This is a genomic window from Streptomyces durmitorensis, from assembly GCF_023498005.1.
GTDB classification, from domain to species: domain Bacteria; phylum Actinomycetota; class Actinomycetes; order Streptomycetales; family Streptomycetaceae; genus Streptomyces; species Streptomyces durmitorensis.
This window is the reverse complement of record NZ_CP097289.1, coordinates 3211309-3235278: the sequence shown is the minus strand read 5'-3', so window position 1 is coordinate 3235278 and position 23970 is coordinate 3211309. Positions and strand designations below refer to the sequence as shown.

The 23970-nt window shown below is 70.4% G+C and carries 23 protein-coding genes; 14 read left to right on the top strand and 9 right to left on the bottom strand.

Annotated elements, in window-relative coordinates; genetic code table 11:
* Window positions 1–54: 54 nt before the first annotated feature.
* On the bottom strand, window positions 55–1008 hold the full coding sequence (locus M4V62_RS14310) for a LysR family transcriptional regulator (protein WP_249587642.1): 954 nt from the start codon (window positions 1006–1008) through the stop codon (window positions 55–57).
* 88 nt (window positions 1009–1096) lie between these two features.
* Window positions 1097–3433, bottom strand: coding sequence for a glycogen debranching protein GlgX (gene glgX, locus M4V62_RS14305; protein ID WP_249587641.1), 2337 nt, complete (start codon window positions 3431–3433; stop codon window positions 1097–1099).
* 289 nt (window positions 3434–3722) lie between these two features.
* Here glgX and M4V62_RS14300 point away from each other — a divergent pair, with 289 nt between their 5' ends.
* The 7 genes from M4V62_RS14300 to M4V62_RS14270 all read left to right on the top strand — a co-directional run bounded on the left by M4V62_RS14300 (window position 3723) and on the right by M4V62_RS14270 (window position 10841).
* A complete protein-coding gene (locus M4V62_RS14300; protein WP_249587640.1) occupies window positions 3723–4853 on the top strand; it encodes a L,D-transpeptidase in 1131 nt (376 codons plus the stop codon).
* 157 nt (window positions 4854–5010) lie between these two features.
* Entirely contained in the window at window positions 5011–6255 is a 1245-nt protein-coding gene (locus M4V62_RS14295; RefSeq protein ID WP_249587639.1) for a L,D-transpeptidase, read from the top strand.
* Between the two features lie 42 nt (window positions 6256–6297).
* A complete protein-coding gene (locus M4V62_RS14290) occupies window positions 6298–7068 on the top strand; it encodes an enoyl-CoA hydratase/isomerase family protein (protein ID WP_249587638.1) in 771 nt (256 codons plus the stop codon).
* 169 nt (window positions 7069–7237) lie between these two features.
* Complete coding sequence (locus tag M4V62_RS14285; RefSeq protein ID WP_425575297.1) at window positions 7238–7846, top strand: ATP-binding protein; 609 nt, start codon at window positions 7238–7240, stop codon at window positions 7844–7846.
* Window positions 7847–8236: 390 nt separating this feature from the next.
* Window positions 8237–9019, top strand: a complete 783-nt coding sequence (locus M4V62_RS14280) for a polysaccharide deacetylase family protein (RefSeq protein WP_249587636.1) — start codon at window positions 8237–8239, stop codon at window positions 9017–9019.
* Complete coding sequence (locus tag M4V62_RS14275; protein WP_249587635.1) at window positions 9019–10206, top strand: YncE family protein; 1188 nt, start codon at window positions 9019–9021, stop codon at window positions 10204–10206. The genes M4V62_RS14280 and M4V62_RS14275 overlap by 1 nt, the downstream gene beginning before the upstream one ends.
* Before the next feature lie 83 nt (window positions 10207–10289).
* Window positions 10290–10841, top strand: coding sequence for a glycoside hydrolase family 25 protein (locus tag M4V62_RS14270; protein WP_249587634.1), 552 nt, complete (start codon window positions 10290–10292; stop codon window positions 10839–10841).
* Window positions 10842–10868: 27 nt separating this feature from the next.
* Here M4V62_RS14270 and M4V62_RS14265 read toward each other — a convergent pair whose 3' ends face one another.
* Together M4V62_RS14265 and M4V62_RS14260 are read right to left on the bottom strand one after the other, a co-directional pair.
* Window positions 10869–11615 (bottom strand): NADPH-dependent F420 reductase, encoded by a 747-nt coding sequence (locus M4V62_RS14265; protein ID WP_283779156.1) that lies wholly within the window; start codon window positions 11613–11615, stop codon window positions 10869–10871.
* A 32-nt stretch (window positions 11616–11647) separates the two neighbouring features.
* Complete coding sequence (locus tag M4V62_RS14260) at window positions 11648–12661, bottom strand: zinc-dependent alcohol dehydrogenase family protein (protein ID WP_249587632.1); 1014 nt, start codon at window positions 12659–12661, stop codon at window positions 11648–11650.
* A gap of 101 nt (window positions 12662–12762) precedes the next feature.
* Here M4V62_RS14260 and M4V62_RS14255 point away from each other — a divergent pair, with 101 nt between their 5' ends.
* The 3 genes from M4V62_RS14255 to M4V62_RS14245 all read left to right on the top strand — a co-directional run bounded on the left by M4V62_RS14255 (window position 12763) and on the right by M4V62_RS14245 (window position 15557).
* Entirely contained in the window at window positions 12763–13722 is a 960-nt protein-coding gene (locus tag M4V62_RS14255; RefSeq protein WP_249587631.1) for an AraC family transcriptional regulator, read from the top strand.
* A 72-nt stretch (window positions 13723–13794) separates the two neighbouring features.
* Window positions 13795–14445 carry an RNA polymerase sigma factor gene (locus M4V62_RS14250; protein WP_249592826.1) on the top strand — a complete coding sequence of 217 codons (651 nt, stop codon included), beginning with the start codon at window positions 13795–13797 and terminating at the stop codon, window positions 14443–14445.
* Window positions 14442–15557 (top strand): CU044_5270 family protein, encoded by a 1116-nt coding sequence (locus M4V62_RS14245; RefSeq protein WP_249587630.1) that lies wholly within the window; start codon window positions 14442–14444, stop codon window positions 15555–15557. The genes M4V62_RS14250 and M4V62_RS14245 overlap by 4 nt, the downstream gene beginning before the upstream one ends.
* On the opposite strand, the gene M4V62_RS14240 is transcribed toward M4V62_RS14245, so the two are convergent.
* Complete coding sequence (locus tag M4V62_RS14240) at window positions 15521–15985, bottom strand: ABA4-like family protein (protein WP_249587629.1); 465 nt, start codon at window positions 15983–15985, stop codon at window positions 15521–15523. The genes M4V62_RS14245 and M4V62_RS14240 overlap by 37 nt on opposite strands.
* Window positions 15982–16998, bottom strand: coding sequence for a hypothetical protein (locus tag M4V62_RS14235; RefSeq protein WP_249587628.1), 1017 nt, complete (start codon window positions 16996–16998; stop codon window positions 15982–15984). The genes M4V62_RS14240 and M4V62_RS14235 overlap by 4 nt, the downstream gene beginning before the upstream one ends.
* A 151-nt stretch (window positions 16999–17149) precedes the next feature.
* On the opposite strand from M4V62_RS14235, the gene M4V62_RS14230 reads away from it, so the two are divergent.
* Window positions 17150–17803 carry a MerR family transcriptional regulator gene (locus M4V62_RS14230; RefSeq protein WP_249587627.1) on the top strand — a complete coding sequence of 218 codons (654 nt, stop codon included), beginning with the start codon at window positions 17150–17152 and terminating at the stop codon, window positions 17801–17803.
* Between the two features lie 214 nt (window positions 17804–18017).
* On the opposite strand, the gene M4V62_RS14225 is transcribed toward M4V62_RS14230, so the two are convergent.
* Window positions 18018–19367 (bottom strand): NsdA family TPR-like regulatory protein, encoded by a 1350-nt coding sequence (locus tag M4V62_RS14225; protein ID WP_249587626.1) that lies wholly within the window; start codon window positions 19365–19367, stop codon window positions 18018–18020.
* Window positions 19368–19518: 151 nt separating this feature from the next.
* Here M4V62_RS14225 and M4V62_RS14220 point away from each other — a divergent pair, with 151 nt between their 5' ends.
* Window positions 19519–19713, top strand: coding sequence for a hypothetical protein (locus M4V62_RS14220; RefSeq protein WP_249587625.1), 195 nt, complete (start codon window positions 19519–19521; stop codon window positions 19711–19713).
* 380 nt (window positions 19714–20093) lie between these two features.
* Here the strand turns inward: M4V62_RS14220 and M4V62_RS14215 are convergent, their stop codons facing one another.
* On the bottom strand, window positions 20094–20786 hold the full coding sequence (locus tag M4V62_RS14215) for a FadR/GntR family transcriptional regulator (RefSeq protein WP_249587624.1): 693 nt from the start codon (window positions 20784–20786) through the stop codon (window positions 20094–20096).
* A 270-nt stretch (window positions 20787–21056) separates the two neighbouring features.
* Between M4V62_RS14215 and leuA the strand changes: the two genes are divergently transcribed.
* Window positions 21057–22838 carry a 2-isopropylmalate synthase gene (leuA, locus tag M4V62_RS14210; RefSeq protein ID WP_249587623.1) on the top strand — a complete coding sequence of 594 codons (1782 nt, stop codon included), beginning with the start codon at window positions 21057–21059 and terminating at the stop codon, window positions 22836–22838.
* Complete coding sequence (locus M4V62_RS14205) at window positions 22835–23626, top strand: ABC transporter ATP-binding protein (protein ID WP_249587622.1); 792 nt, start codon at window positions 22835–22837, stop codon at window positions 23624–23626. The genes leuA and M4V62_RS14205 overlap by 4 nt, the downstream gene beginning before the upstream one ends.
* A 74-nt stretch (window positions 23627–23700) precedes the next feature.
* Here the strand turns inward: M4V62_RS14205 and M4V62_RS14200 are convergent, their stop codons facing one another.
* Window positions 23701–23913 carry an EF-hand domain-containing protein gene (locus M4V62_RS14200; protein WP_249587621.1) on the bottom strand — a complete coding sequence of 71 codons (213 nt, stop codon included), beginning with the start codon at window positions 23911–23913 and terminating at the stop codon, window positions 23701–23703.
* Window positions 23914–23970: the final 57 nt, after the last annotated feature.

Below are 23970 nucleotides of genomic sequence, written 5' to 3'. Positions count from 1 at the left end.
GCCCCGGCGTTATGGAACCCGCCACGAGGTCTCGCCGAGGCCCCACCGGGCAGGTCAGGGAAGGCGGGTCGAAGGCGCCGCGAGCCATGCCGTGTAGCTCTCGCTGCGCGCCGCGGCCTCGGCGTGCGCCGCGCGGGCCTGCGCGAAGACGGCGGGCGCGGTGTCGTGGGCCGGGGCCGTCGGATGCCAGCCGAGCAGATGCCGCCAGTACAGCGGCGCCCCGGCGAGCGGCCGGGTCACCAGGCCGTGCGTCGGCGGGAACGTCGCCCGGCAGAGCCCCACCGCCCGCCCCACCTGGACCAGATGGACACAGGACGCGACATCCGTCTCGTAGACGGACGACGGGGTGAACCCCGCGCGGGCGCACGCGGCGGTGAAGCAGTCCGCGAAGCAGCCGTCGCCCGGCACGTCCGTCCACGCCTCGCCCGCGAGCGCCGCCAGGTCGATCTCCTGGCGGCCGGCCAGCGGATGCCCGGTGGGCAGCATGACGAAGACGGGGTCACGGGCGACCTCACGCCACACAAGGAGTTCGCTCTCCGGCGGTGTGCTCGCCCCGCACGTCCCCACCAGCGCGAAGTCAAGGCGGCCGTCGGCCGTGCGGGAGGCGATCTCCCGCTCCGACCAGGAGGTGTGGGTCGTCACCGGCACCCCCGGGTGCGCGGCGGCGAGCCGGTCCACCAGGGCGCCGAGCAGCGGCCCGTGCGTCGCGCCGAGCCGGAACCCCGCCCCGCCCTCCCAGGCCCGGCCGAACCGCAGCGCCTCCTCGCGCAGGCCGCTGACCGCGGGCAGGACGACCCGGGCGCGGGCGAGCACGAACTCCCCGAGCGGAGTGGCCCGCACGCCGTGCCGCCCCCGCTCGAAGAGCTCCCCTCCCAGGGCGCGCTCGATCCGCTTCAACTGCGCGCTCAGGGCGGGCTGCGCGAGCCCGAGCACGGTGGCGGCCTTGGTCAGGCTGCCCGCGTCGGCGATCGCCCGGATCGTCTTGAGGTGCCGCAACTCCAGGTCCATGGGCCGAGCTTGACCCGTGGCCGGGAGCCCGGCAATGGGCAGGTACGGACCAATGCGGGTCCGTCCCGCGGGCCACCCCCGGCCAAGATCAGCCACCCCCGCCCGTCACGTCGTCGCGCACCCGCAGCAACAGCACCGACCGCGCGTCCATCGTGACCGTCGTGTCCGCGCGCAGGACGGTGCCGGGCGCGGCCCCCTGCTCCTCCAGGGAGGTGTCCACCACCACCTCGTACGCCTGGGCCCACGGCGCACCCGGCAGCACGAAGCTTCCCGCGCGGTCCGCCGCGTGCAGGACCGCGAGGAAACTGTCGTCGACGACCGGCGCGCCCCTGGCGTCACGCCCGGGGATGTCGCGGCCCGACAGATACATGCCGAGCGTCGCCGCCGGCGCGTACCAGTCGCCCTCCGTCATCTCCGCCCCGCGCGCCGTGAACCACGCCAGGTCCCGAAGCCCGTCCGCCGAATGCGCACGCCCCGAGAAGAACGCCCGCCGCCGCAGCACGGGATGCTGGTGCCGCAGAGCGATCAGACGGGACGTCAGGTCGTACAGAGCCCGCCACCCCGGATCCTCAAGCAGCCCCCAGTCCACCCAGCTGACCTCGTTGTCCTGGCAGTACGCGTTGTTGCTGCCCCCTTGCGTACGCCCCATCTCGTCCCCGGCCACCAGCATCGGCACCCCCGTCGAGAGCAGCAGCGTCGTCAGCAGATTGCGCAGCTGCCGCCGCCGCAGCTCCGTCACCCGCTGGTCCGCCGTCTCGCCCTCCACGCCGCAGTTCCAGGCCCGGTTGTCGTCCGAACCGTCCCTGTTTCCCTCGCCGTTGGCCTCGTTGTGCTTGCGCTCGTACGTGACCAGGTCCCGCAGCGTGAACCCGTCGTGCGCCGTCACGAAGTTCACCGACGCGTACGGACGCCGCCCGCCCCACGCGTACAGGTCGCTCGACCCGGAGAGCCGGTACCCCAGATCCCGCACATCGGGCAGCGCGCCCCGCCAGAAGTCCCGCACCGCGCCCCGATAACGGTCGTTCCACTCCGTCCACAGCGGCGGGAACGCCCCCACCTGATAGCCGCCCGAGCCCACGTCCCACGGCTCGGCGATCAGCTTCACGCGCCGAAGCACCGGGTCCTGCGCGATCACCGCGAGAAAGGGGGAGAGCATGTCGACGTCGTGGAACGAGCGCGCGAGCGCCGCCGCGAGGTCGAAGCGGAAGCCGTCCACGCCCATCTCGGTCACCCAGTAGCGCAAGGAGTCCGTGATCAGGCGCAGGACGTGCGGCTGCACCACCTGGAGCGTGTTCCCGCAGCCCGTGTAGTCCGCGTACCGCCGCGCGTCGGACGGCTGAAGCCGGTAGTAGCCGCGGTTGTCTATGCCCTTGAGCGAGAACATCGGGCCCAGCTCGCCCGCCTCCGCCGTGTGGTTGTAGACCACGTCCAGGATCACCTCGATCCCGGCCTCGTGCAGCGCCCGCACCATCCGCTTGAACTCGCCGACCTGCCCGCCCGTCGTCCCCGACGCCGCGTACGCCGCGTGCGGTGCGAAGTAGCCGATCGAGTTGTAGCCCCAGTAGTTCCGCAGTCCACGCCGCAGCAGATGGTCCTCGTGCGCGAACTGGTGCACCGGCAGCAGCTCCACCGCCGTCACCCCCAGCCCGACGAGATGCTCGATCGCCGCCGGATGCGCGAGACCGGCGTACGTGCCCCGCAGCTCCTGGGGAATCCCCGGGTGCAGCTTGGTGAAGCCGCGTACGTGGACCTCGTAGATGACCGAGTCCGCCCACGGAGTCTTCGGGCGCCGGTCGTCGGTCCACTCGTCGTCCGGGGCGTCGTCGTGCACGACCACGCCCTTGGGGACGTACGCGGCCGAGTCCCTGTCGTCCCGCACCGTGTCGGCCACCTGCTGCTGGGGCCAGTCCCGCACATGGCCGTACACCTCGGGCGGCAGACCGGACGTGGCGAAGTCGCCGTCCACCGCACGCGCGTACGGATCAAGGAGCAGTTTCGCCGGGTTCCAGCGGGCGCCCGTCCACGGGTCCCAGCGGCCGTGCACGCGGTAGCCGTAGCGCTGCCCCGGACGGACGCCCGGCACGAAGCCGTGCCAGATCTCGTGCGTCAGCTCGGTAAGCGGCGAGCGCGTCTCGACGCCTTCGTCGTCGAACAGGCAGAGCTCGACGGCCTCCGCGCCCCCGGCCCACAGCGCGAAGTTGGTGCCCGCGACCCCGTCGGGCCCCACTCTGAACCGCGCGCCGAGCGGCGTCGGCGCCCCCGGCCACACGGTCGGGCCGCGCGTGCTCGCGGCGGCCCGCGGCGCGGCGCGCGCCTCCGTCCGCGTCGAGGGACCGTTCACGGCGGCGGTCTTCCCGTTCACGGCGGCCGCGCCCGTCCCGCGCCGCCCACCCCGAAGTGCTTCCTGTTCGGCTGCGCTGGACACCCATTCGCCTCCTGCGGCTCGACCCCTGCCGCGTCCCGGCGGCGGGGGCTTACCAGACCGGACGCACGCTGGGACCCGAGGGCCCGTGCCGTCCTCCCCACTGTTCTGCCCAGCGTGTGCGTCGCACTCACGTTTCCCCAGGAGGGGGACGGTCGTTGGGACGGACGTGAGACAGGTAGCGAGGCGCGCTCGGCGCGCAGGGGCCGCGCTGGCCGCCGCGGTGACATGGGCAGGACTGCTTGCCGGTGCCGCGGGGTGCAGTGGTGACGGCGGAGGCATCGACCGGCTGATGGGCAAACCACGCTCGCCCGCCGACGCGATCCGCGTGACGCCCGACGACGGCAGCAAGGGGGTCAAGGGCGACGAACCGCTCCAGGTGGAGGTCCCCGACGGACGCCTCGAATCGGTGAAGGTCGTCCGGGTGCAGGACGCGCAGGAGGCTCCGGTGCCCGGCCGCATCGACGAGGACGGCATGACCTGGAAGCCCGAGGACGAGGGCGACCTGGCGCTGGCCGCGAAGTACACGGTGGACGCCGTCGCCCTCGACGGCCACGGCCGCCGCTCGGCCCGGCACACGACGTTCACGACCCAGGTCCCCGACGAGCGGTTCATCGGCTACGTGTCACCGGAGAACCGGTCCACCGTCGGCACCGGCATGATCGTCTCCCTGGAGTTCAACCAGGAGATCGAGAACCGCGAGGCCGTCCAGCGCGCCATCAGCGTCACCGCCGACCCGGAAGTCGACGTGCGGCCCCACTGGTTCGGCAAGACCCGCGTGGACTTCCGCCCCGAGAAGTACTGGAAGCCCGGCACCAAGGTCACCGTCGGCCTGCGCCTGCGCGACGTCGAGGCCGCCCCCGGCGTCTACGGCCTCCAGGACAAGAGCTTCTCGTTCACCGTCGGCCGCAGCCAGACCTCCCTGGTCGACGCCGCCGAACACACCATGGAAGTACGCCGAGACGGCGAGGTCCTCTCCACCATCCCGATCACCGCGGGCGCCCCCAAGACCACGACGTACAACGGGAAAATGGTGGTCACCGAGATGCTGGAGGTGACCCGGATGAACAGCCGCACCGTCGGCTTCGGCGGGGAGTACAACATCCCCGACGTCCCGCACGCGATGCGCCTGACGACGTCCGGCACCTTCCTGCACGGCAACTACTGGTCGCCGAACGCCCCCGGCAACACGAATGTCAGCCACGGCTGCGTGGGCCTGCGCGATGTGAAGGGCGGCAGCTCACGGACCCCGGCGGGGTGGTTCTTCGACCGCACTCTGATCGGCGATGTGGTGGAAGTTGTCAACAGCGATGACAAGAAAGTCGCTCCTGACAACGGGCTCGGTGGCTGGAACATGGAGTGGAAGGACTGGACGGCACCGCCCGGCTCCAAGCCGGAAGCCAAGCCCGAGGGCCGGAACTGAGGCAGGGCCCGCACCTCATGCGCAGTTGGGACTGAACAGTGACATTGGCGGGGAGTCATCGGTCAGGGCCGTGTGGTTATCTAGCGCAGGCGCGTGTCTGTGCGCGCTGAGGCACTGGGGTGCGGGCCTGACCAGGCCGTGCGAGGGGAGACACATCTTGAACGGGCGACCGATATCGGGGACGTCGGTTGGTGCGCGGGGGCGCGCACGGCGACGGGGCACCAAGGGCCTCTTTGCGGTGGCATCGGGTGTGACGCTGCTGTTGGTCACGGCATGCGGCGGGGGAGGCGGCTCGGACGCGGGCGGCGACGGAAAGGGCAAGGCGGCCGACAAGAACGCGCCGTCGACCGCGGTGGTGAACATAGCGCCGAAGGACGGCGCCGACTCGGTGGCCACGAGCGGCGCACTGAAGATAGCCGCCGACAAGGGCAAGCTGTCCGAGGTCAAGGTCGAGGACAGCAAGGGCAATCCCGTCCCGGGCAAGATCACCTCGGGCGGAGCCTCGTGGGCGCCGGCGCATCACCTCGCCGCCTCCACGAAGTACAAGGTCCACGCGATAGCCAAGGACTCCGAGGGACGTGAGTCCGCCAAGGACACGTCGTTCACGACGCTGACGCCGAAGAACACCTTCATAGGCCAGTTCACGCCGGAGGACGGCTCCAAGGTCGGCGTAGGAATGCCGTTCTCGGTCCACTTCTCGCGCGGCATCACCGACCCGGAGGCCGTCGAGAAGGCCATCGAGGTCAAGACCGAGCCTGCCGTGGACGTCGAGCCGCACTGGTTCGGCAACGACCGCATCGACTTCCGCCCCGAGAAGTACTGGAAGGCGGGGACGAAGGTCACCGTCAACCTCAACCTCGACGGTGTCGAGGGCCGGCCGGGGGTCTACGGCGAGCAGGCCAAGACGCTGAAGTTCGAGATCGGCCGCAGCCAGGTCTCCACCGTCGACGCCAAGAAGCACCAGATGAAGGTCGTCCGGGACGGCAAGCAGATCAAGAAGATCCCGATCACCGCGGGTGCGCCGGGCACGACGACGTACAACGGCCAGATGGTCATCAGCGAGAAGCTGAAGGTCACCCGCATGAACGGCGAGACCGTCGGCTTCGGCGGCGAGTACGACATCAAGGACGTCCCGAACGCGATGCGCCTGTCCACCTCGGGCACGTTCATCCACGGCAACTACTGGTCGGGCGGCGCCTTCGGCAACACGAACGCCAGCCACGGCTGCATAGGCCTGAGCGACGTGCGCGGCGGCTACAGCAAGAAGACGCCCGCCGGATGGTTCTTCGAGAACTCCCTCGTCGGGGACCTCGTGGTCGTGAAGAACTCGGCGGACAAGACGATCCAGCCCGAGAACGGCTACAACGGCTGGAACATGTCCTGGGAGAAGTGGAAGGCCTGACCGGTCGGCAGACGCGTGCGAGGCACGGCTAACGTGCCTCGCATGACATCTGTGCATCTCGAAGTCGCCGAAGGCGTCGGCACGATCCGCCTCGACCGCCCCCCGATGAACGCGCTCGACATCGCCCTCCAGGACCGGCTCAAGGAGCTGGCCGAGGAGGCGACCCGGCGCGACGACGTACGCGCCGTGATCATCTACGGCGGCGAGAAGGTGTTCGCGGCGGGCGCGGACATCAAGGAGATGCAGGCCATGGACCACGCGGCGATGGTCGCGCGGTCCAGGGCGCTGCAGGACTCCTTCACCGCCGTCGCCCGCATCCCCAAGCCCGTCGTCGCCGCCGTCACCGGCTACGCCCTCGGCGGCGGCTGCGAGCTGGCCCTCTGCGCCGACTTCCGCATTGCCGCCGACAACGCCAAGCTCGGCCAGCCGGAGATCCTGCTCGGCCTGATCCCCGGCGCGGGCGGCACCCAGCGCCTGGCCCGTCTGGTCGGCCCGTCCAAGGCCAAGGACCTCATCTTCACCGGCCGCATGGTCAAGGCCGACGAGGCGCTCACCATCGGCCTGGTGGACCGGGTCGTGCCCGCCGCCGAGGTGTACGAGCAGGCGAAGCAGTGGGCCGCGCGGCTCGCGCAGGGGCCCGCGCTGGCGCTGCGCGCCGCCAAGGAGTCCGTGGACGCGGGCCTGGAGACGGACATCGACACCGGGCTCGCGATCGAGCGCACCTGGTTCGCGGGTCTGTTCGCCACCGAGGACCGCGAGCGGGGCATGCGCAGCTTCGTCGAGGAGGGTCCGGGCAAGGCGAAGTTCCTCTGAATTTCCGCCGTGGCGCGTGCAGTTGAGGACGCGTCAGCCAAAGTGTCCCCCGAAGGAGCGGATTATGCGCGGCTTAAGAGAACCTTAAGTCCGACTGCTTCGCGGCCGTAAGTGATCATCCGTAAGCGGGAAGTCATCGCAGGTCAGCAGGGGTGTCACCAGGTCCTGACTGCCGCTGGCATATGCCTACCCAGCCCCCCGGAACGGATGGTTCCGGGGGGCTTATTCCGTCGGAACGGCCCCGGAAGGCGTTCTGTGCGGCCATGATGGAGCCATGGCGGGGCTGGAGGGTATCGAACAGCCGCGGCGACACGGGAGTGCGACCGCGGCGCGCTGGTCGCCGGCGGTTGAGGACGAACACGCGCTCAAGGCGCTCGAGTTGTTCGGCAATCCGACGGACGCGGAGGTTCCGCTGCCGTCGCGCCCGGAGTCCGCCGCCATCGCGCGCAGGCTCACCCAGGTCGTCGTGCTCCGGCACTGGGGGCTCTCCCCGAAGTTGACCGAGGACGCGGTGCTCCTCACCTCCGAACTCGTCGGCAACGCCGTGCGGCACACCGGCGCCCGCGTCTTCGGGCTCCGGATGATGCGGCGGCGCGGCTGGATCAGGATCGAGGTGCGCGACCCCTCGCGCGGACTGCCCTGCCTGATGCCCGTCCAGGAACTCGACCTGAGTGGCCGCGGCCTCTTCCTCGTCGACAAGCTCTCCGACCGGTGGGGCGTGGACCTGCTGCCGCGCGGCAAGACGACGTGGTTCGAGATGCGGGTCGCCGACCGCTGAGGCGGTAAGGGGCGGTACGCGAAAGCCCCCGGTCGCCGACGTACGGCTCTGCGGGGGCCTTCGCGGAGCGCCGTGGACAAAGGGGTGTGGTCCACGGGCGCTGATGACGACCTGAGCCCGGGTCAATGGGGGTCGTGGTTTCGACTATGGCAGACAGGGGCCAGCGATCCAAAAGTCCCTATCCGGTCATACAGGTGCAAAACGCGACACTCCAAAAGTGAATCCTTGGTGAGCTGGGACACCTGCCTGGTAAACGCTGGTTAAGTTCAGGCTGTGGCAGGTGTTCCGTAAGAGGCCATGAAGGGGCCGAGTGCCGCCGCAGCCCCGACCCGCACAGTTCGAGGGCAGGCAATCAGCGGCTTTTGCCTGCTTTTACCATTAAATGGTCGCGTGATCGAGACTGACCGCCGCGGAGCCCTGCGCGCGGGCGCCGCACTGGCCGTCGCCGGCGCGCTCACCGCAGGCTGCTCCGCCTCCGGATCCGCCCCCACGGCACACCAGGCCGCACCCGCCGCCCGGCACCCCGCCGCAAAATCCCCCCGCGCCGCCCCCGCACCCCGCCGCTTCCCCGGCCTGCCCGACCAGATCGCGCACAGCCCCCGCGACCGCCCCCAGGTCGCCCTCACCTTCCACGGCCAGGGCGACCCCGCCACCGCGCGATCCCTGCTCACCATCGCCGAGAAGGCGGACGCCAGGATCACCGTCCTCGCCGTCGGCAGCTGGCTCGACGAACACCCCGAACTCGCCCGCCGCATCCTCGACGGCGGCCACGACCTCGGCAACCACACCCACCACCACCTCACGATCAACGAGATGACCGAGGCCGAAGCCACCGCCGAGATCACCGGCTGCGCCGACCGACTGCGCCGCCTCACCGGCTCCATCGGCACCTGGTTCCGCCCCTCGCGCGCCGAGACCGCGACCCCCCTCGTCGCCCGCCTCGCCCGCCGCGCGGGCTACCCGCACGTGCTCTCGTACGACGTCGACTCCCTCGACTTCACCTCGCCGGGCGCCCAGGCCGTCACCCGCAAGGTCGCCTCGGAGGTGCGCGCGGGCTCCGTGGTGAGCCTGCACTTCGGGTACGCCGACACGGTCGCCGCACTGCCCGCCGTCCTGGAAGCCCTCGACCGCCGCGGCCTGCGCGCGGTGACCACCACGGAGTTGCTGACCTGATGACCCTGCACCTGAACCTCACCAAGCGCACCGGAGCGGTCATCGCCGCCGGGGCCGTCGTCGCCGCCGCACTCGCCGGCTGCGGCACCGACGCACGCGAGAACGAAGCCCTCAGCACCCAGGGCATCCAGAAACCCGCCAAACCCAAGATCGCACCGGGCCTCCCGGGCATGCCGCCCGTCCTGGACGCGAAGGACGTCTACGCGGCGGACCGCCCCAACAAACTCTCCCCGGTGGTCAAGGACTTCCCCTCCCGGATCTACGTCCCCAACACCAACTCCAACACCGTCTCGGTCATCGACCCCAAGACGTACGAAGTCGTCGACACGATCGACGTCGGCGTCCAGCCCCAGCACGTCGTGCCCTCCTGGGACATGAAGACGCTCTGGGTCAACAACAACCGCGGCCACACGCTCACCCCCATCGACCCCAGGACCGGCAAGGCGGGCAAGCCGGTCGACGTCCACGACCCGTACAACCTCTACTTCACGCCCAACGGCAAGTACGCCATCGTGATGGCCTCGATGGACCGCGAGCTGGTCTTCCGCGACCCGCACACCATGAAGAAGGTCAAGACCGAACCGGTCAGCTGCTACGGCGTCAACCACGCCGACTTCTCGGCAGACGGGCGGTACTTCATCGTCTCCTGCGAGTTCTCCGGCGAACTCCTCAAGGTCGACACGGAGAAGATGAAGGTCATCGACCAGCAGAAGCTGCCCTTCGAGGGCGCCATGCCGCAGGACGTGAAGATCTCGCCCGACGGCAAGACGTTCTACGTGGCCGACATGATGGCCGACGGCATGTGGGTCCTGAACGGCGAGAAGTTCGGGAAGCCGAAGCTGCTGCCCACCGGCAAGGGCACCCACGGCCTGTACGTCAGCCGGGACTCACGCGAGATGTACGTGTCCAACCGAGGCGAGGGCACCGTCTCCGTCTTCGACTTCCCCAAGAACAAGCTCACCAAGAAGTGGAAGCTCCCCCAGGGCGGCAGCCCCGACATGGGCGGCGTCTCGGCGGACGGCAACACCCTCTGGCTGTCGGGGCGTTACGACTCCGAGGTGTACGCCATCGACACCCGCACCGGAGTCCAGACGGCCCGCATCCCCGTCGGCGGCGGCCCGCACGGCCTCGCGGTGTACCCGCAGCCCGGCCGCTACTCGCTCGGCCACACGGGGATCTTCCGCTGAGTCATTCAACGGTTGACCATCACGGCCACCGGGCACCAGAAGGGTAGATCGACCCCTCCCCTCTGCCACGCAGGAGGCCGCGCGTGCTCAAAGGCATCGACGTCAGCTCGTACCAGTCCACGTTCAACACGGACGGCATATCTTTCGTCATCATCAAGGCGACAGAGGGCCGTTCGTACGTCAACCCAAGACTGACCGCACAGACGAAGCGGGCCAGGGACGGCGGCTGCGTGGTCGGCTTCTACCACTTCCTGTGGCCGGGGAACATCACGGCCCAGGCGGCGTACTTCGTGAGCAAGGCCCCCGAGAAGGCGGGGGACTTGCTGGCGGTGGACTGGGAATGGACGGGCGAGCACACGCGCGCGAGCAACGCGGAGAAGGACCGGTTCATCCGCGAGGTGAAGCGGCTGCGCCCGAACCACAGGATCGTGCTCTATACGAACCGCGATTTCTGGCTGAACCACGACACCACGTCCTACGCGGGCGACGGCCTCTGGATCGCCGACTACGTCACGGCGGGCAAGCCCCGCATCCAGGCGAAGTGGCGGATCCATCAGTACACGTCGACGCCGCTGGACAAGAACGTCGCGGACTTCGCGAGCGAGGACGCGCTGCGGGACTGGGCCACGCCCTAGCCACCCCCGCCGCGCGACCCGTGGCGGTCAGGCGCGCCACTCCGCCGTGCGCTCCGAGGATGCCTCGGTCAGCGCCTTGGCGACTGCTTCGGTGTCCGCGGCCAGGCCGTAGACCGGGGTGCCCGGCTGCTGGCGCCACGACTCGTCCTGGCCGCCCGTGTCGACGGTGTCGAAGCCGATCTCGTCGATGAGGTCGCGTACGACCTTCTTGGCGGCCTCGTCGTCGCCGGACACCGGGAGGGCGACGCGGCCGGGGGTGCCGACCGGCTGCGGCTTGTCGAGGATGTCCTGGGCGTACGTGCCGTTGAAGGCCTTGATGACCGGGTGGCCGATCTGGCGCTCGGTCCAGCGGCTCTCGGTCAGGCCGTCCTCGATCTCGGCGATCTTGCCGTCACGCTGCTGCGGGTAGTAGTTGCCGGTGTCGATGACGGCGACGTTCTCGGCCGCGCCGTCGAGGAAACCGGACGGCAGGTCCGGCACGGCCTTCAGGGGGATCGTCACGACGACGACCTGGGCACCGCGTGCGGCCTCCTCGACCGTCACCGGCGTCGCTCCGGTCTCCTCGGCGAGGGCGGTGAGGGTCTGCGGGCCACGGGAGTTCGCGACGGAGACGTCGTGGCCGAGGGCCGTGAGGCGGCGCGTCAGGTTGCCGCCGATGTTGCCCGCGCCGATGATGCCGATCTTCATGACTGACCCTTCCGGGGTTGGTTCGCTGGTGTCGTAGCGGAGCCAACCTCCGGAACGGCTGAGGTATTCCGGCCGGGCGTTTCCGATCGGGTGTTTCCGGGTGGACGGGTCGGCCTCTCTCAGAGTTTCACCACGATCTTGCCGGTGTGTGTATTGGACTCCATCAGGCGGTGCGCGTCCCGGATGCGGTCGAGGCCCTCGAAGACCTCGGCGATCGGCGGCCGGAAGGCGCCGTCCCGCAGGCCCTGGTTGAGGAAGGCCGTGGAGCGGCGGCGGCCGCCCGGCGTGGTGGTCAGCTGGAGGTTGGCGTACACGTGGATCCTGAGCCCGGCGATCCAGGGGAGCTCGGCGGGGCGTGGGTCGAGCCAGCCGTAGGAGACGATGGTGCCGCCCTCCGGTACGAGTGTCTCGGCCAGGGTGCGGTAGCCGGGGCCGCCGATCGCGTCGAAGACGAGCTCGACGCCGCGTCCGCCGGTGTACCTCTTGGTCTCCTTCACGACATCCTCGTCGTCGGTGACCACGACGTGCGCCGCGCCCAGATCGAGGAGCCGCTGCTTCTTCGCCTCGGTGCGCGTCGTGGCGACGGGGACGGCGCCGATGCGCCGGGCCACCTGGATGGCTGCCGTACCCACCCCGCTGGACGCGCCGGTGATCAGGACGTGGTCGCCGGGCCGCAGGCCACCCGTCTCGATCATGCCGCCGTATGCCGTGGTGTAGGTGAGCCAGGCCGCGGCGCCGGTGACCGCGTCCACCTCGGCGGGGCGTGGCACGACGGCCGACTCGGGCAGGACGACGCGCTCGGCGTACACGCCCTGTGCGCTCATCTCGATGCCGGGGCCGGTGAACACCGTGTCGCCCACGGCGAATTCGGTGACTCCCTCGCCGATCTGCTCGACGGTGCCCGCGGCTTCGTAGCCGAGCCGTGAGCCGGGCAGGGTGGGCGGGTAGTAGTAGCCGCCGGAGCGGAAGAGGACTTCGGCGCGGTTGAGGCCCAGGGCCTCGACGCGGATGAGGAGTTCACCCGGGCCGGGGGCGGGCAGGTCCACCTCGCGGATCTGGAGGACCCCGGAGTCGCCGATCTCGTCGAAGAACACGGTGCGAGTGGTGGTTGTCGATACGCCGTTCGTTGTCATGCCGAGAACGCTAGGCGGGGCGCGCGAGACGAACCATGCTTGCCGGTCTCGGTTTTCTGTCCGTGCGTCTCGCTGCTCGCGCTTGGCGCTACCGTACGGACATGGACGTACTCAGCGACGTGATCGCGGCGATGCGGACGGGGCGCCCGCACTCCAGCATCCGGGACGCGTACGCCCCTTGGGGTGTGCACTTCGATACGCACGAGGGTGCCGGGTTCCATGTGGTGCTGCAGGGCTCGGCCTGGCTGATCCCGGACCGGGAGGGTGCCGAACCCGTCCAACTCGGCCCCGGTGACGTGGTGTTCCTCGCGCACGGCTACGGCCACGCGCTGGCCAGCGATCCGGGTGCGCCGCTGGAGCGGTTCGAGCTGGAGCCCGACGGGTCCTGGCCCGCGCCGCCGGAGCGGGGTTCCGTCACGGGCGAGGGGCCCGCCACCGTGCTGCTCTGCGGGGCCTACCGGCTCGACCGGGCCCGCGCGCACCCGCTTCTGTCGGAGCTTCCCGAGGTGGTTCATCTGCCTGCGAGGGTCGGCGCGCACCTCTCGTTGCGGGCCGCCGTCGAACTGCTCGGTGCCGAGCTGGAGGAGCCGCAGCCGGGCGCCGACATCATCGTCTCGGCGCTGCTCGACACGATGCTGCTCTACATCTTGCGGGCGTGGTGGCTCCGGGAGCGGCACGGCTCCGGGCACCCGACCGGCTGGTCCGCCGCGCTCGCCGACCCGGTGGTGGCGGCCGCGCTGGGGGCTGTCCACGGCGATCCGGCGCATCCCTGGACGGTGGAGGAACTCGGTGCGCTCGCGGGTCTGTCGCGGGCCCCGTTCGCGCGCCGGTTCGCGGCGACCGTGGGGTCGCCCCCGCTGGCGTATCTGACGTGGTGGCGGATGACGACGGCCGGGCGGCTGCTGCGCGAGGGTGATCTGCCGCTGCGGCAGGTCGCCGAGCGGGCGGGCTACACATCGGAGTTCGCGTTCTCCAAGGCGTTCAAGCGGGAGTTCGGGGTGGCGCCGGGGCAGTACCGGAGGCTGCGGCCCGTGGGGCAGCCGGTCAGTGAAGTGGTGTGACGAGGGGCACAGGAACTCGTCGGGGGGCGCGGAGAGATACGTGGTGTGAGGCCTACTGAACTGGGAGATGGCATCCATGCACGGATACGCGCAGGTGAGCGGGGAGCGTTCGGTGAGTTGTACGAGGCGTATGCGCGGACGGTCTACAACCACGCCCTGCGGCTGACCGGCGACTGGTCGACCGCCGAGGAGGTCATGTCCGAGACCTTCCTGGCGGCCTGGCGCACCCGTGACCGGCTCGAACCGGACGGTGGTTCGCTCAAGCCGTGGCTGCTCGGCATCGCGACGCACAAGGCGCAGAACGCCAACCGCGGTCTGAGACGGCGGCTCGCTTTTCTGTCCCGTCAGCCGTCCCCGCCCCAAGTGGCGGACTTCGCGGAGGAGTCGGCGGGGCGGATGGACGACGCGCGGCGGCTTGCGGCGGTGTATGGCGCGCTGCGCCGGCTGCGCCGTCAGGAGCGTGAGGTGCTAGTCCTGTGCGTGTGGTCCGGGCTCGACTACGCGCAGGCCGCCGAGGCGCTCGGCGTTCCGGTCGGCACGGTGCGGTCGCGGCTCTCGCGGGCCCGTGCGCGGCTGCGGCGGCTCAGCGACGACCGGAGCGCCGTGGCTGACGTGACCGGTGTGACGCGAGTGAAGAACGTGACGGAACCTCTCCGTGGCCGCGGAGAGGTAGAGAGTGAGGCCGCGTTCGCGGCCCTGCCCCTGCGGGAGGAATTCCGATGAGCGCCGCCACCCCGTCCCGGGGAGAGGCCGAGGCCGCTGAACTGGCGCGCCTGCTGCCGGATTCGGGCGAAGACGAATGGGACCTTCCGCCGGGGCGTCACCTTCACCACAAGGACGTCCTGATGCAGCAGATCGACCGCGACACCGCCCACGACCCCCGGGGTGTGAGCGCCCCCGCGTCCCCCCGCCGGCGGCTGCTGCGCCCCGCGGTGCTGATGCCCGCGGCCGCCGCGCTCGCGGTGGCCGGGGTCCTGGCAGCCACGCTCCCCTCCGGGGGCGCCGACGGCGTACGTGACATGGGCGCGGGCCGGGGCGCCACCCCCGGCGCGACCGTCACGCTCGACCGGATCGCCACCGCGTCCCTGAAGTCCGATACGGAGAGGGTGAAGGACAGCCAGTTCGTCTACGTACGCAGCCTGGTCCAGGAGAACGAGGGCGAGTTCAACGGCAAGGTGAAGCTCGGCACTCCGTTCGAGCGGCAGGTCTGGATGTCGCAGAACCCCGCCCCCGTCACGGACATCGGCATGATCCGGGAGAGTGGAGAGGGCGCGTCGATGCCCGGCCAGGACCTGCCCGTCGAGGCGTCCGCCGTGGACGGTTCCGAAGACACCGGGGCCATCCCGGAGGGGCCCGGCCGGCCCACGTACGACTGGCTCGCCTCGCTGCCCACCGACCCCGACGCCCTGCTGAAGAAGCTGTACGCCGAGACGCGGGTGAGCGACGGGCGGGAGACGAAGGCGCAGGCCGTCTTCGACAGGATCGGTGACCTGCTCGCCGAGACGATCATGCCGCCGGAGAACGCCGCCGCCTTCTACAAGGCCGTCGCGAAGCTCCCCGGTGTGACCGAGGTGCCCGACGCGGTGGACGCGGCGGGCCGGCACGGGATCGGCATCACTCTCGATGAGTCGTCGTACGCGACGCGCAGCGAATGGATCTTCGACAAGAAGTCCCTCGCCTACCTCGGCTCGCGCGGCTACATGACCAAGGACCACAAGCCGGGAGGCAAGCCGGGCAAGGCGGGCAACCCCGAGGTGCTCAACGGCAGCGTGGCCGTCCTGGAGCGCGCCGTCGTCGATCAGCGCGGCATGGAGCCCGCGGGCGAGAGCGGCTGATCGCGGTGCGTCCGCTGGGTCAGCACGGCTCGTATCGCCAGGAAGAGCAGCAGTCCGAACGGTGAGAGGAGAATCGTCAGGACCAGGAGCGGTCCCATCACCAGCGGGTGGATGCCGATGCGCCGCGCCTCGCGGTACATCCACTGTCCGATCAGCAGGTCCCAGGCGATGACCTGGGCCCAGATCGCGCCTGCCCCGTTGGCGAGGACGAGCAGGTCGCGGAATCCGTCGATGTCCGGGCTGCTGACGGCGGTCCAGAGTTCGGGCATGACGGGCAGCGCCATCGCGACGTAGACGGCGAGGACCGGTACGACGGTGAGGGGGGAGGCGGCGACGCGGGCGGTCGTCCGCCACCCCGGGGCGAAGATCATGAGCAGCCAGACCGGGGCGGCCAGCCAGAAGGAGAGTTCGAAGAGGAATCCGGTCATGACACAAGCTCCTTGTCGTTGTCTTCGTCTTCTTCGTCTATTTCGTCTATTTCGTTGCTTCCGGGCGTGTGAACCAGGCGCTGCTTGAGGTGAGTTGGGGTGCGCAAGGCTCCGTACGCGCCCGCGGCCGTGGCGGCGAGGATCAGTCCCGCCGCCGTCAGCGTCGCGCCGTCCGGGCGCAGGAGCGGCTGGCCGCGCAGGGCCTGCCAGGTGACCAGGGCGAAGAAGGCCGCGTACGCACCCGAGGCGACGAGCACGATCCGCAGCCGTGTCCGCTCGTCGCCAATGCGGTGGGGACGGCCTGGACGGGGGCGTGCCGCGAGTGTCGTGAGGACCATGAGGAGCAAGGGGAGCAACTGCAGCGCGTGCATGCCGACGAAGTGCGGGATGCGCAGATCGCCGCCGGTGGTCGACCAGCCCGTCAGCGGCATGGAGGGGCCGCCGTCCGGTACGCCGACGCTGTGGGCGCCGACGATCGACGAGGAGCCCCGCTCCTGATCGGGTGTCGGCTGCGTCATGAGGAAGCCGACGGCGGCGCCGGCGAGCGCGATGGCGATTCCGCAGCGCATCGCCCAGGCGGAGGCGCGGTCGGCGATGCGGGCGCGCAGCAGCAGGATCGCGATGAGCAGGGTGCCGAGCCACAGGATGACGACGGTGACGGCCATCGCGTTGAACAGCGCTTCGTCGAACGGGGTCTGATGGTTGAAGTGGCTGCGCTTCCCCCGCACCACCTGTCCGGTGATGATCACCATCTCGGCGAGGCTCGACACGGCGACGACCGTGCCCGCCCACCAGCCCGCCCTGTGGCCGCGGTCGAGCAGCGACAGCATCCAGGCGAGCGAGAGCCCGTAGGCGATGAACGAGACCGAGAACTTGAACGGCTTGAACCAGATCGGCGAGCCGGTGAGGACGCGGTCGTCGACGACCAGGCCGATGCCGGATAAGACGGCCAGAACGGCCATGGACGCGGAGAACGCCACGAGTGGCCGGTGCCATGTACGCCATGAAGACATAGGAATCCCCGAGATGGTGGTCGCTGAGAATGGATAGTGGAGCTGTCCACTATCCGATAGCGCCACTATCTATGATGGGGGTCGGGGATGGCAAGGGCGGAGCCGGTGGCAGAGTGGCGAGCGGGAGCGCGAACAGGAGAGTGGGCAGGCCGTGCGTATTGGCGAGTTGAGCCGCAGGACCGGCGTGCCGGTGCCGACGATCAAGTACTACGTCCGTGAAGGGCTGTTGCCGCCGGGCGAGCTGAGCAGCCCGAACCAGGCGCAGTACGGCGAGGCCCACGAGCGAAGGCTGCGCCTCATCCGTGCGCTGCTCGACGTGGGCGGCCTGAAGGTGGCCGCGATCGCGGACGTGCTCGGCGCGGTCGACGACCCCGGGCGCCCGCTGCACAAGGTGCTCGGCGCGGCCGCCGACCGGCTCGGTGCGGCGGGGGAGGCCGACGACGACGCCGAGGCGGCAGCCGCGCGTGCGGCGGTCGGGGAGCTGATCGCGCGCCGCGGCTGGCACACCAACGAATCGAACCCCGCCGCGGCCGACCTGTCACGGGCCCTGGCCGCCATGGGTCGCGTCGGCCACGGAGCGTTCGCGGAACTGCTCGACGAGTACGCCGACGCCGCCGAAATGGTCGCCCGCGCCGACCTCGGCTATGTGGACCGGCGGGTGGCGGTCGAGGACCTGGTGGAGAGCGTGGTGATCGGCACCGTGCTGGGGGAGGCGGTGTTCAACGCGATGCGGCGGATGGCGCATGTGAACGCGTCGGCGCGGCTGTACGGGGACGACGGTGAGGAGCGAGGCGGAAACCGGTAGGCACCCCGTACGTCCCCCGTCGGCGGGTGCCTTTCATCCAAGACTTCCCGGTCCGCGGCTGTGGTCGAGCTCTGCTTCGATCCGGTGCCCGTCGGGTGGCCAGACGGGCGGCCTGCGTCCAATGGCATGCGCCTCGACCTCCGGCCCACCGGCGGCGAGGAGCCCGGCAGTTTCCTCGCGAGTTTCCTCGCGGGCTTTCCGCGTCCTCGAGTCCTCAGGCTTTAAGGGCGGCGACTTCCCTGGCCCGTCCCGCCAGTTGCTTCACCGGCCGCGCGCCGGTGTGAGCGCGCATCTCCCTTCGCATCGTCCCGAAGTGCTCGTCGCCGCGAGCGGAGGAGACGAGCTCGTACTCGTCCAGGAACCGGTTCCAGGAGGCACACGCCGCGTCCAGATGCCCGTGGGCGAGCTGCCGTTGAGCCAGCAAGGCGTAGGAATGCACACGGCCCTGCCGCTCCTGTGCCGGCTGCACCTTGATGGAGTCCTGCAACGCCTTGATGCTGCCGGGCAGGTCCCGCTCCTCGTACAGGACGTGCGAGAGGTGGAAGAGCCATGCGGTGCGGTCGTATCCGCCCACGGCGTCCCGCCGGTTGTCGGCCTTCGACAGCGCGGCCTCGGCCTCGCTCAGCCGCGCGTGAGCCTGCCTGCGGTCCTTCACCATGGACGCGGCGTGGGCCTGCTGGCCTCGCAGGAACGCCACCAGACGAGGACCGGCCTGCGGTGCGGCTTCGGCGGCGCTGTCGGCGAACTCCAACCCTTTGCGGCCGTGGCGAAGGCTGGTCATCTGCAATGACATGCCCCGCAGTGTGCGGCAGTACGTCACATGGTCCCCGGCTTCGTCGGCGAGGGAGAGGGCTTTGAGGTACCAGCGCTGGGCGGCGGCGTGGTCTTTCTCGTACATCGCCATCCAGCCGGTCAGATACGTCAGATCCGAGGCCGCGGCCTTCATGTCGGCCGCGACCGTTCCTGATGCCTGGGCCTTCATCCACGGCCCCACCGTGTTCACGAGGAATGCGGCTGCCATCGGCCGTGCGTGACCTGCACCGTCCTCGTCCAGGATGTCCGCGATCCTGATGGTCGTACGCCGCACCGAGGCGACCTGCGAGCCGCCGATCCGCGTGGTGGCCTTGCCCGGCGAGACCGGCTCACTGGCGTGCGCTGTCGCTGTGCCGAAGACGGGCACGGCCAGCGCCGCAGTGAATACACCGGCTGCGAGAACGCCGCGTCGAGAGGGATCCATGTCCGCCCTTCCCAGGTCGATCAACTCCTCAACAGTGTCGAGGTGTTGAGAGCCTTCGGAGTACGTGGCGGGGGTCAGGCCCGCTTCCTCGTGGGTGATGGGCCTGTCGAGCTTCTCCGACAGGGCAGCCACCACTATCGCCCTGACCTGTTGCTTTGGCTGGTGTCCGCGAAGCCACATGGAGACGGACTGTCCGCTGTAGGTCAGTGGCATCCCGGCGAGGGTGCCGATGCGGTTCACGGCGCGGGCGAGCTCTTCGCGCTGGCATGGTCCCTGGTCAAGCAGGGTGGCCAGCCTGGTGTTCGGCGTACGCGGTGTGCCTGCCATGGGTGATTCTCCCGACAGCTCCGACTGCTTTTACGGCGTTTACGTGCGCGTTGTTCCTCCACGGTACCCGCGCTGCGTGACCGGTAGTTGGCTGTACGTAAGGAACAAGACGGAACCATCACGTCCAGCCAGGGAGCCCACGGTGACCCTCATGACCACACCTCACCCCCACCAGACCGGCGCCCCCGTGGACCTGGCCCTCGTCGACAACGCAGTCCACCGCGCCGAAGGACTCGCCGTCGCCCCCTGGGGCACGCCGCGCGGACCGGAAAGCTCTGGGTGCGGCGCGGCTGTGGACACCTGGGGCTGGTGGGCTACTACCGAGACCGTCAGGGCTTCGATCTGATCCACGAGACCGAGCGCGGAGGCCAACTCGCCTATCTCTTGGCCCGCAAGGCCGAGGAGCTCAGCCACCTGCCGGTCACCACCGACTCAACAGGAACTTGCATCTGACTCCTCGGGAGGCGCACGCATGCGCAGCGCTGTCGCCGAGCACGACGCCGCGTTCAACCGCAAAGCCTGGGACACCCTCGTCATGACCCGCACCGGCAAAGAACCCGCCTTGTACTGGCACTCTCGCGACGCACCCGGACCCGGTGTCGAACTCCTTGGTCCTCTGACCGGCGCGAGCGTCTCCGAGCTGGGGTGTGGCACCGGCCACCACCTTCGCCGCTGGACGCGGTGTTCACGGTGTTGGGCGGACTCTGGTTCGCCGACCCCCACCAGCTAGCCGCGGGCCAGCAACCGGCCCAGGGTGTCCTGGAGTTCGGCCTGCGCCACGCGTGCCGCTTCCTCGGCGTCCCTCGCCTCGACGGCCCGTACGAGCGCGGCGTGGGCGGCGTCCCCGTGGTTCGTCTCCTCCGTGCGTACGTCGATCAGGTCGAGCAGGCTGATCAGGCCCTCCCGGAGTACGGGGGCGAACTCCGCGAAGAGATCCGTGAGGACGGGGTTGCGGGCCGCCGCCACGACCGCCGCGTGCAGGGCGATGTCGGCGTCGATGAAGGCGGCGTCGCTCGCCGACGCGGTGGCCCTGCGGCCTTCGAGCGCGGCGCGCATCGCCGTGATGTCCTCGTCGGTGCGCCGCATCGCCGCGAGCCGCGCGGCCTGCACCTCCACCAGCATCCGCACCTCGTACACGTCCGACACCGCCGCCCGCCGCAACCGCGTCGGCCAGTCCGCGACCGGCTGCGTCGCGATGACGAAGACGCCGGCGCCCTGCCGCGGCTGGACGAGACCGGCTCCGGCGAGGGAGCGCAGTGCCTCGCGGACGGTGGAGCGGCCGATGCCGAGCTCCTTGGCGAGGGTCGTCTCGCCGGGGAGTCTGCTGCCGATGGGCCAGTGGCCGCCGGTGATCTGCTCGCGCAGGCGCTTGGTGGCCTGTTCGACCAGGGGGCTGGGGCGCAGGGAGCCTAGCGGCATCCGGGGGACCTTTCGGGGTGGGGTCGGGGGAGGGGGCGGCTCCCGGGAGGAGTGACTCCTCTGAGGGGCGACTCCTCGGAGGAGCGGAGGATCAACTTGTCTGAGGAGTACTTGTCTGAGGAGCTGAGGTGTGGCTAGTCTACCGCCATGATCTTCTGCGGTCTCCTTCTTCTCGGCTGCCGCGGCGGGGCCTGAAGCGACCGGCACCCCGCCGCGGGGTGCCGTGCTGCCGGTCGGCAACCGATCGCGAGCCGAAGGACACCGCTTCCGATGAGCGCCACCGCGTACGACATCGCGTACGACTGGAACCCGCAGCGCCCCGGCCCCATGCCGCACCACCGCTACCGCCCGTACCAAGACCGGGTCAACGTCCCCTCGATCCAGCGCAGTTGGCCCAGCTCCCGCATCGAGCGCGCCCCCCTCTGGGTCCCCGTCGACCTGCGCGACGGCAATCAGGCGCTCGCCGAGCCGATGGACACCGGTCGCAAGCGGCGCTTCTTCGATCTGCTCGTCTCGATGGGCTTCAAGGAGATCGAGGTCGGCTATCCGTCGGCCAGCCGCGCCGACTTCGACTTCGTGCGCGACCTCGCCGCGCTGAGCGCGAGCGGCGGTCTCCCCGAAGACGTCAGCATCGTCGTCTTCACCCCCGCCAAGCCCGAACTCATCGACCGCACCTTCGAGTCGATCGAGGGACTGCCCCGCGCGGTCGTGCACCTGTACATCCCCACCTCGCCCGTCTGGCGCGACGTCGTGCTCGGCCGGTCGCGCGCGCAGGTGCACGATGTCGTCACGGAGGCCGCCACGCACATGGCCCGCCTGGCCGACGCGCGGCCGGGCGCGGACATCCGGTTCCAGTTCTCGCCGGAGACCTTCAACCTCACCGAGCCCGACTACGTACTCGAAGTCTGCGACGGTCTGACCGAGCTGTGGGACGCGAGCCCCGACCGGCCCGTCACCCACAACCTGCCCGCGACCGTGGAGATCGCGACCCCGAACGTGTACGCCGACCAGATCGAGTACCTGCACCGCAACCTCTCCCGGCGCGGCTCTGTCATCCTCTCCGTCCACCCCCACAACGACCGCGGAACGGGCGTAGCCTGCGCCGAACTCGCCGTCCTGGCCGGGGCCCAGCGCGTCGAGGGCTGTCTCTTCGGCAACGGCGAGCGCACCGGCAACGTGGACCTGGTGACCCTCGCCCTGAACCTGTACGCCCAAGGCGTCGACCCCATGGTCGACTTCTCCGACATTGACGCCGTGCGCGAGGTCGTCGAGCACTGCAACCGGCTGCCCGTGCACCCCCGCCACCCGTACGCGGGCGACCTCGTCCACACCGCCTTCTCCGGCACCCACCAGGACGCCATCAGCAAGGGATTCGCCCATCACGCCCGCCGCGCGGCCGAGTTGGGGGTCCCGGAGAGCCAGGCGCCGTGGGACGTGCCGTATCTGCCCATCGATCCCGCCGACATCGGCCGGTCCTACGAAGCCGTCATCCGGGTCAACTCCCAGTCCGGCAAGGGTGGAATGGCGTACCTGCTGCAGACCCGGCACGGCCTCGACCTCCCGCAGCGCATGCGGCCCGACTTCTCGCGCGTGGTGCAGGAGGCCACCGACGACAGCGGGCGGGAGGCGAGCGCCAAGGAGCTGTACGAGCTGTTCCGCGCGACCTACGTCGCACCGGGACAGGGCGGTGGCGGCGACGTGGAGCTGAGTTCCTGGACCACCGACCGGGCCCCTGACGGAGCCCACCGCTTCGTCTGCACCCTCCAAGTCGGCGACCGCACAGGGGACTTCGAAGGCGTGGGCAACGGCCCGCTGTCCGCGTTCGTCGAGGCGCTCGCCGCGGCCGGGATCACCGTCGGCATCCTCGACTACTCCGAACACGCCACCGAGGCGGGCGGCGGCAGCGAGGCCATCGCGTACGCGGAGTGCCGGGTGGGCGATGCCGTGCGCTGGGGCGCGGGCCTGGACACCTCGGTCCTGACCGCGTCCGTGCAGGCCGTGCTCGCGGCGGTCAACCGAGCGGCGGTCAACCGAGCGGCGGTCGCCCGATGACCCCGGTCCTGCACGCCGACACCGTCACCGTCGTGCGCGAGGGGCGCCCCATCCTCGAAGAGGTCACCCTCACCGTCCGCCCCGGCGAGCACTGGGCGCTGCTCGGCGCGAACGGCGCGGGCAAGTCGACCCTGCTCGGCCTCTGCGGCGCCGTCACCCACCCCACGCACGGCACGGTCGAGGTGCTCGGCCGTCGCCTGGGCAGCGTCGACCTGCGCGAACTCCGCGCGTACGTAGGTCATGTGAACCCGCGTCACCCGCTGCGCTCACCCCTGCGCGTGCGCGACGTCGTCCTCACCGGGCTCACCAACAGCGTGGAACCGCTGCCCCGTTGGCGCCCCACACCCGAGCAGGAGGAGCAGGCCGACCGCCTGATCGCCATGCTCGGCCTCGCGCACCGCACGGACGCGCGCTGGCCCACGCTCTCGCAGGGCGAGCGCGGACGGACCCTGATCGCGCGCTCGCTGATGCCGAGGCCGCGGCTCGTGCTGCTCGACGAACCGGCCACCGGGCTGGACCTCGCGGGCCGCGAACGCCTCCTCGACAGCCTGGACACCCTGCGCGAGACACACCCCGAGCTCGCCACGGTCCTGGTCACGCACCACCTGGAGGAGCTCCCGGCCGGTACGACGCACGCGCTGCTGCTTCGCGACGGCCGCGCGCTCGCCTCCGGCGCCGTGGACGACGTACTGACCAGCGATCAGATCAGCAAGTGCTTCGACCACCCGGTGCGGCTCGAGCGCACCGAGGGCCGGTGGAGCGTGCGGGCGGCGCGGCGCGCCCGCTGAGGTACGCGGAAGGGGCCCGGCGCTCGCGCGTGCCGGACCCCTTCCGCGTCGTGTCCCGCTAATTGTTCAGGCCGCTACTTGTTAAGGCTCGCCCAGAACTCGTCGAAGGAGAGACGCTTGTCCTTGTCGGTGTCCTTCGTGCCGATCACGGCCTCGGCCACCGTCTCGGTGACGTAGAAGTCCCCCATCTTCGCCATCGCCGACTTCCACTCGGCCGCCGTGATGAAGCCGTCGCCGTCCGCGTCGAACTGGTCGAACGTCTTGCGCGCTTCCTCGATGTCCGCCACCGGATCCACCCCTTCTTGGTGCACTACTGACGAGGGCTAGGGTATCGGCCGTCCGGG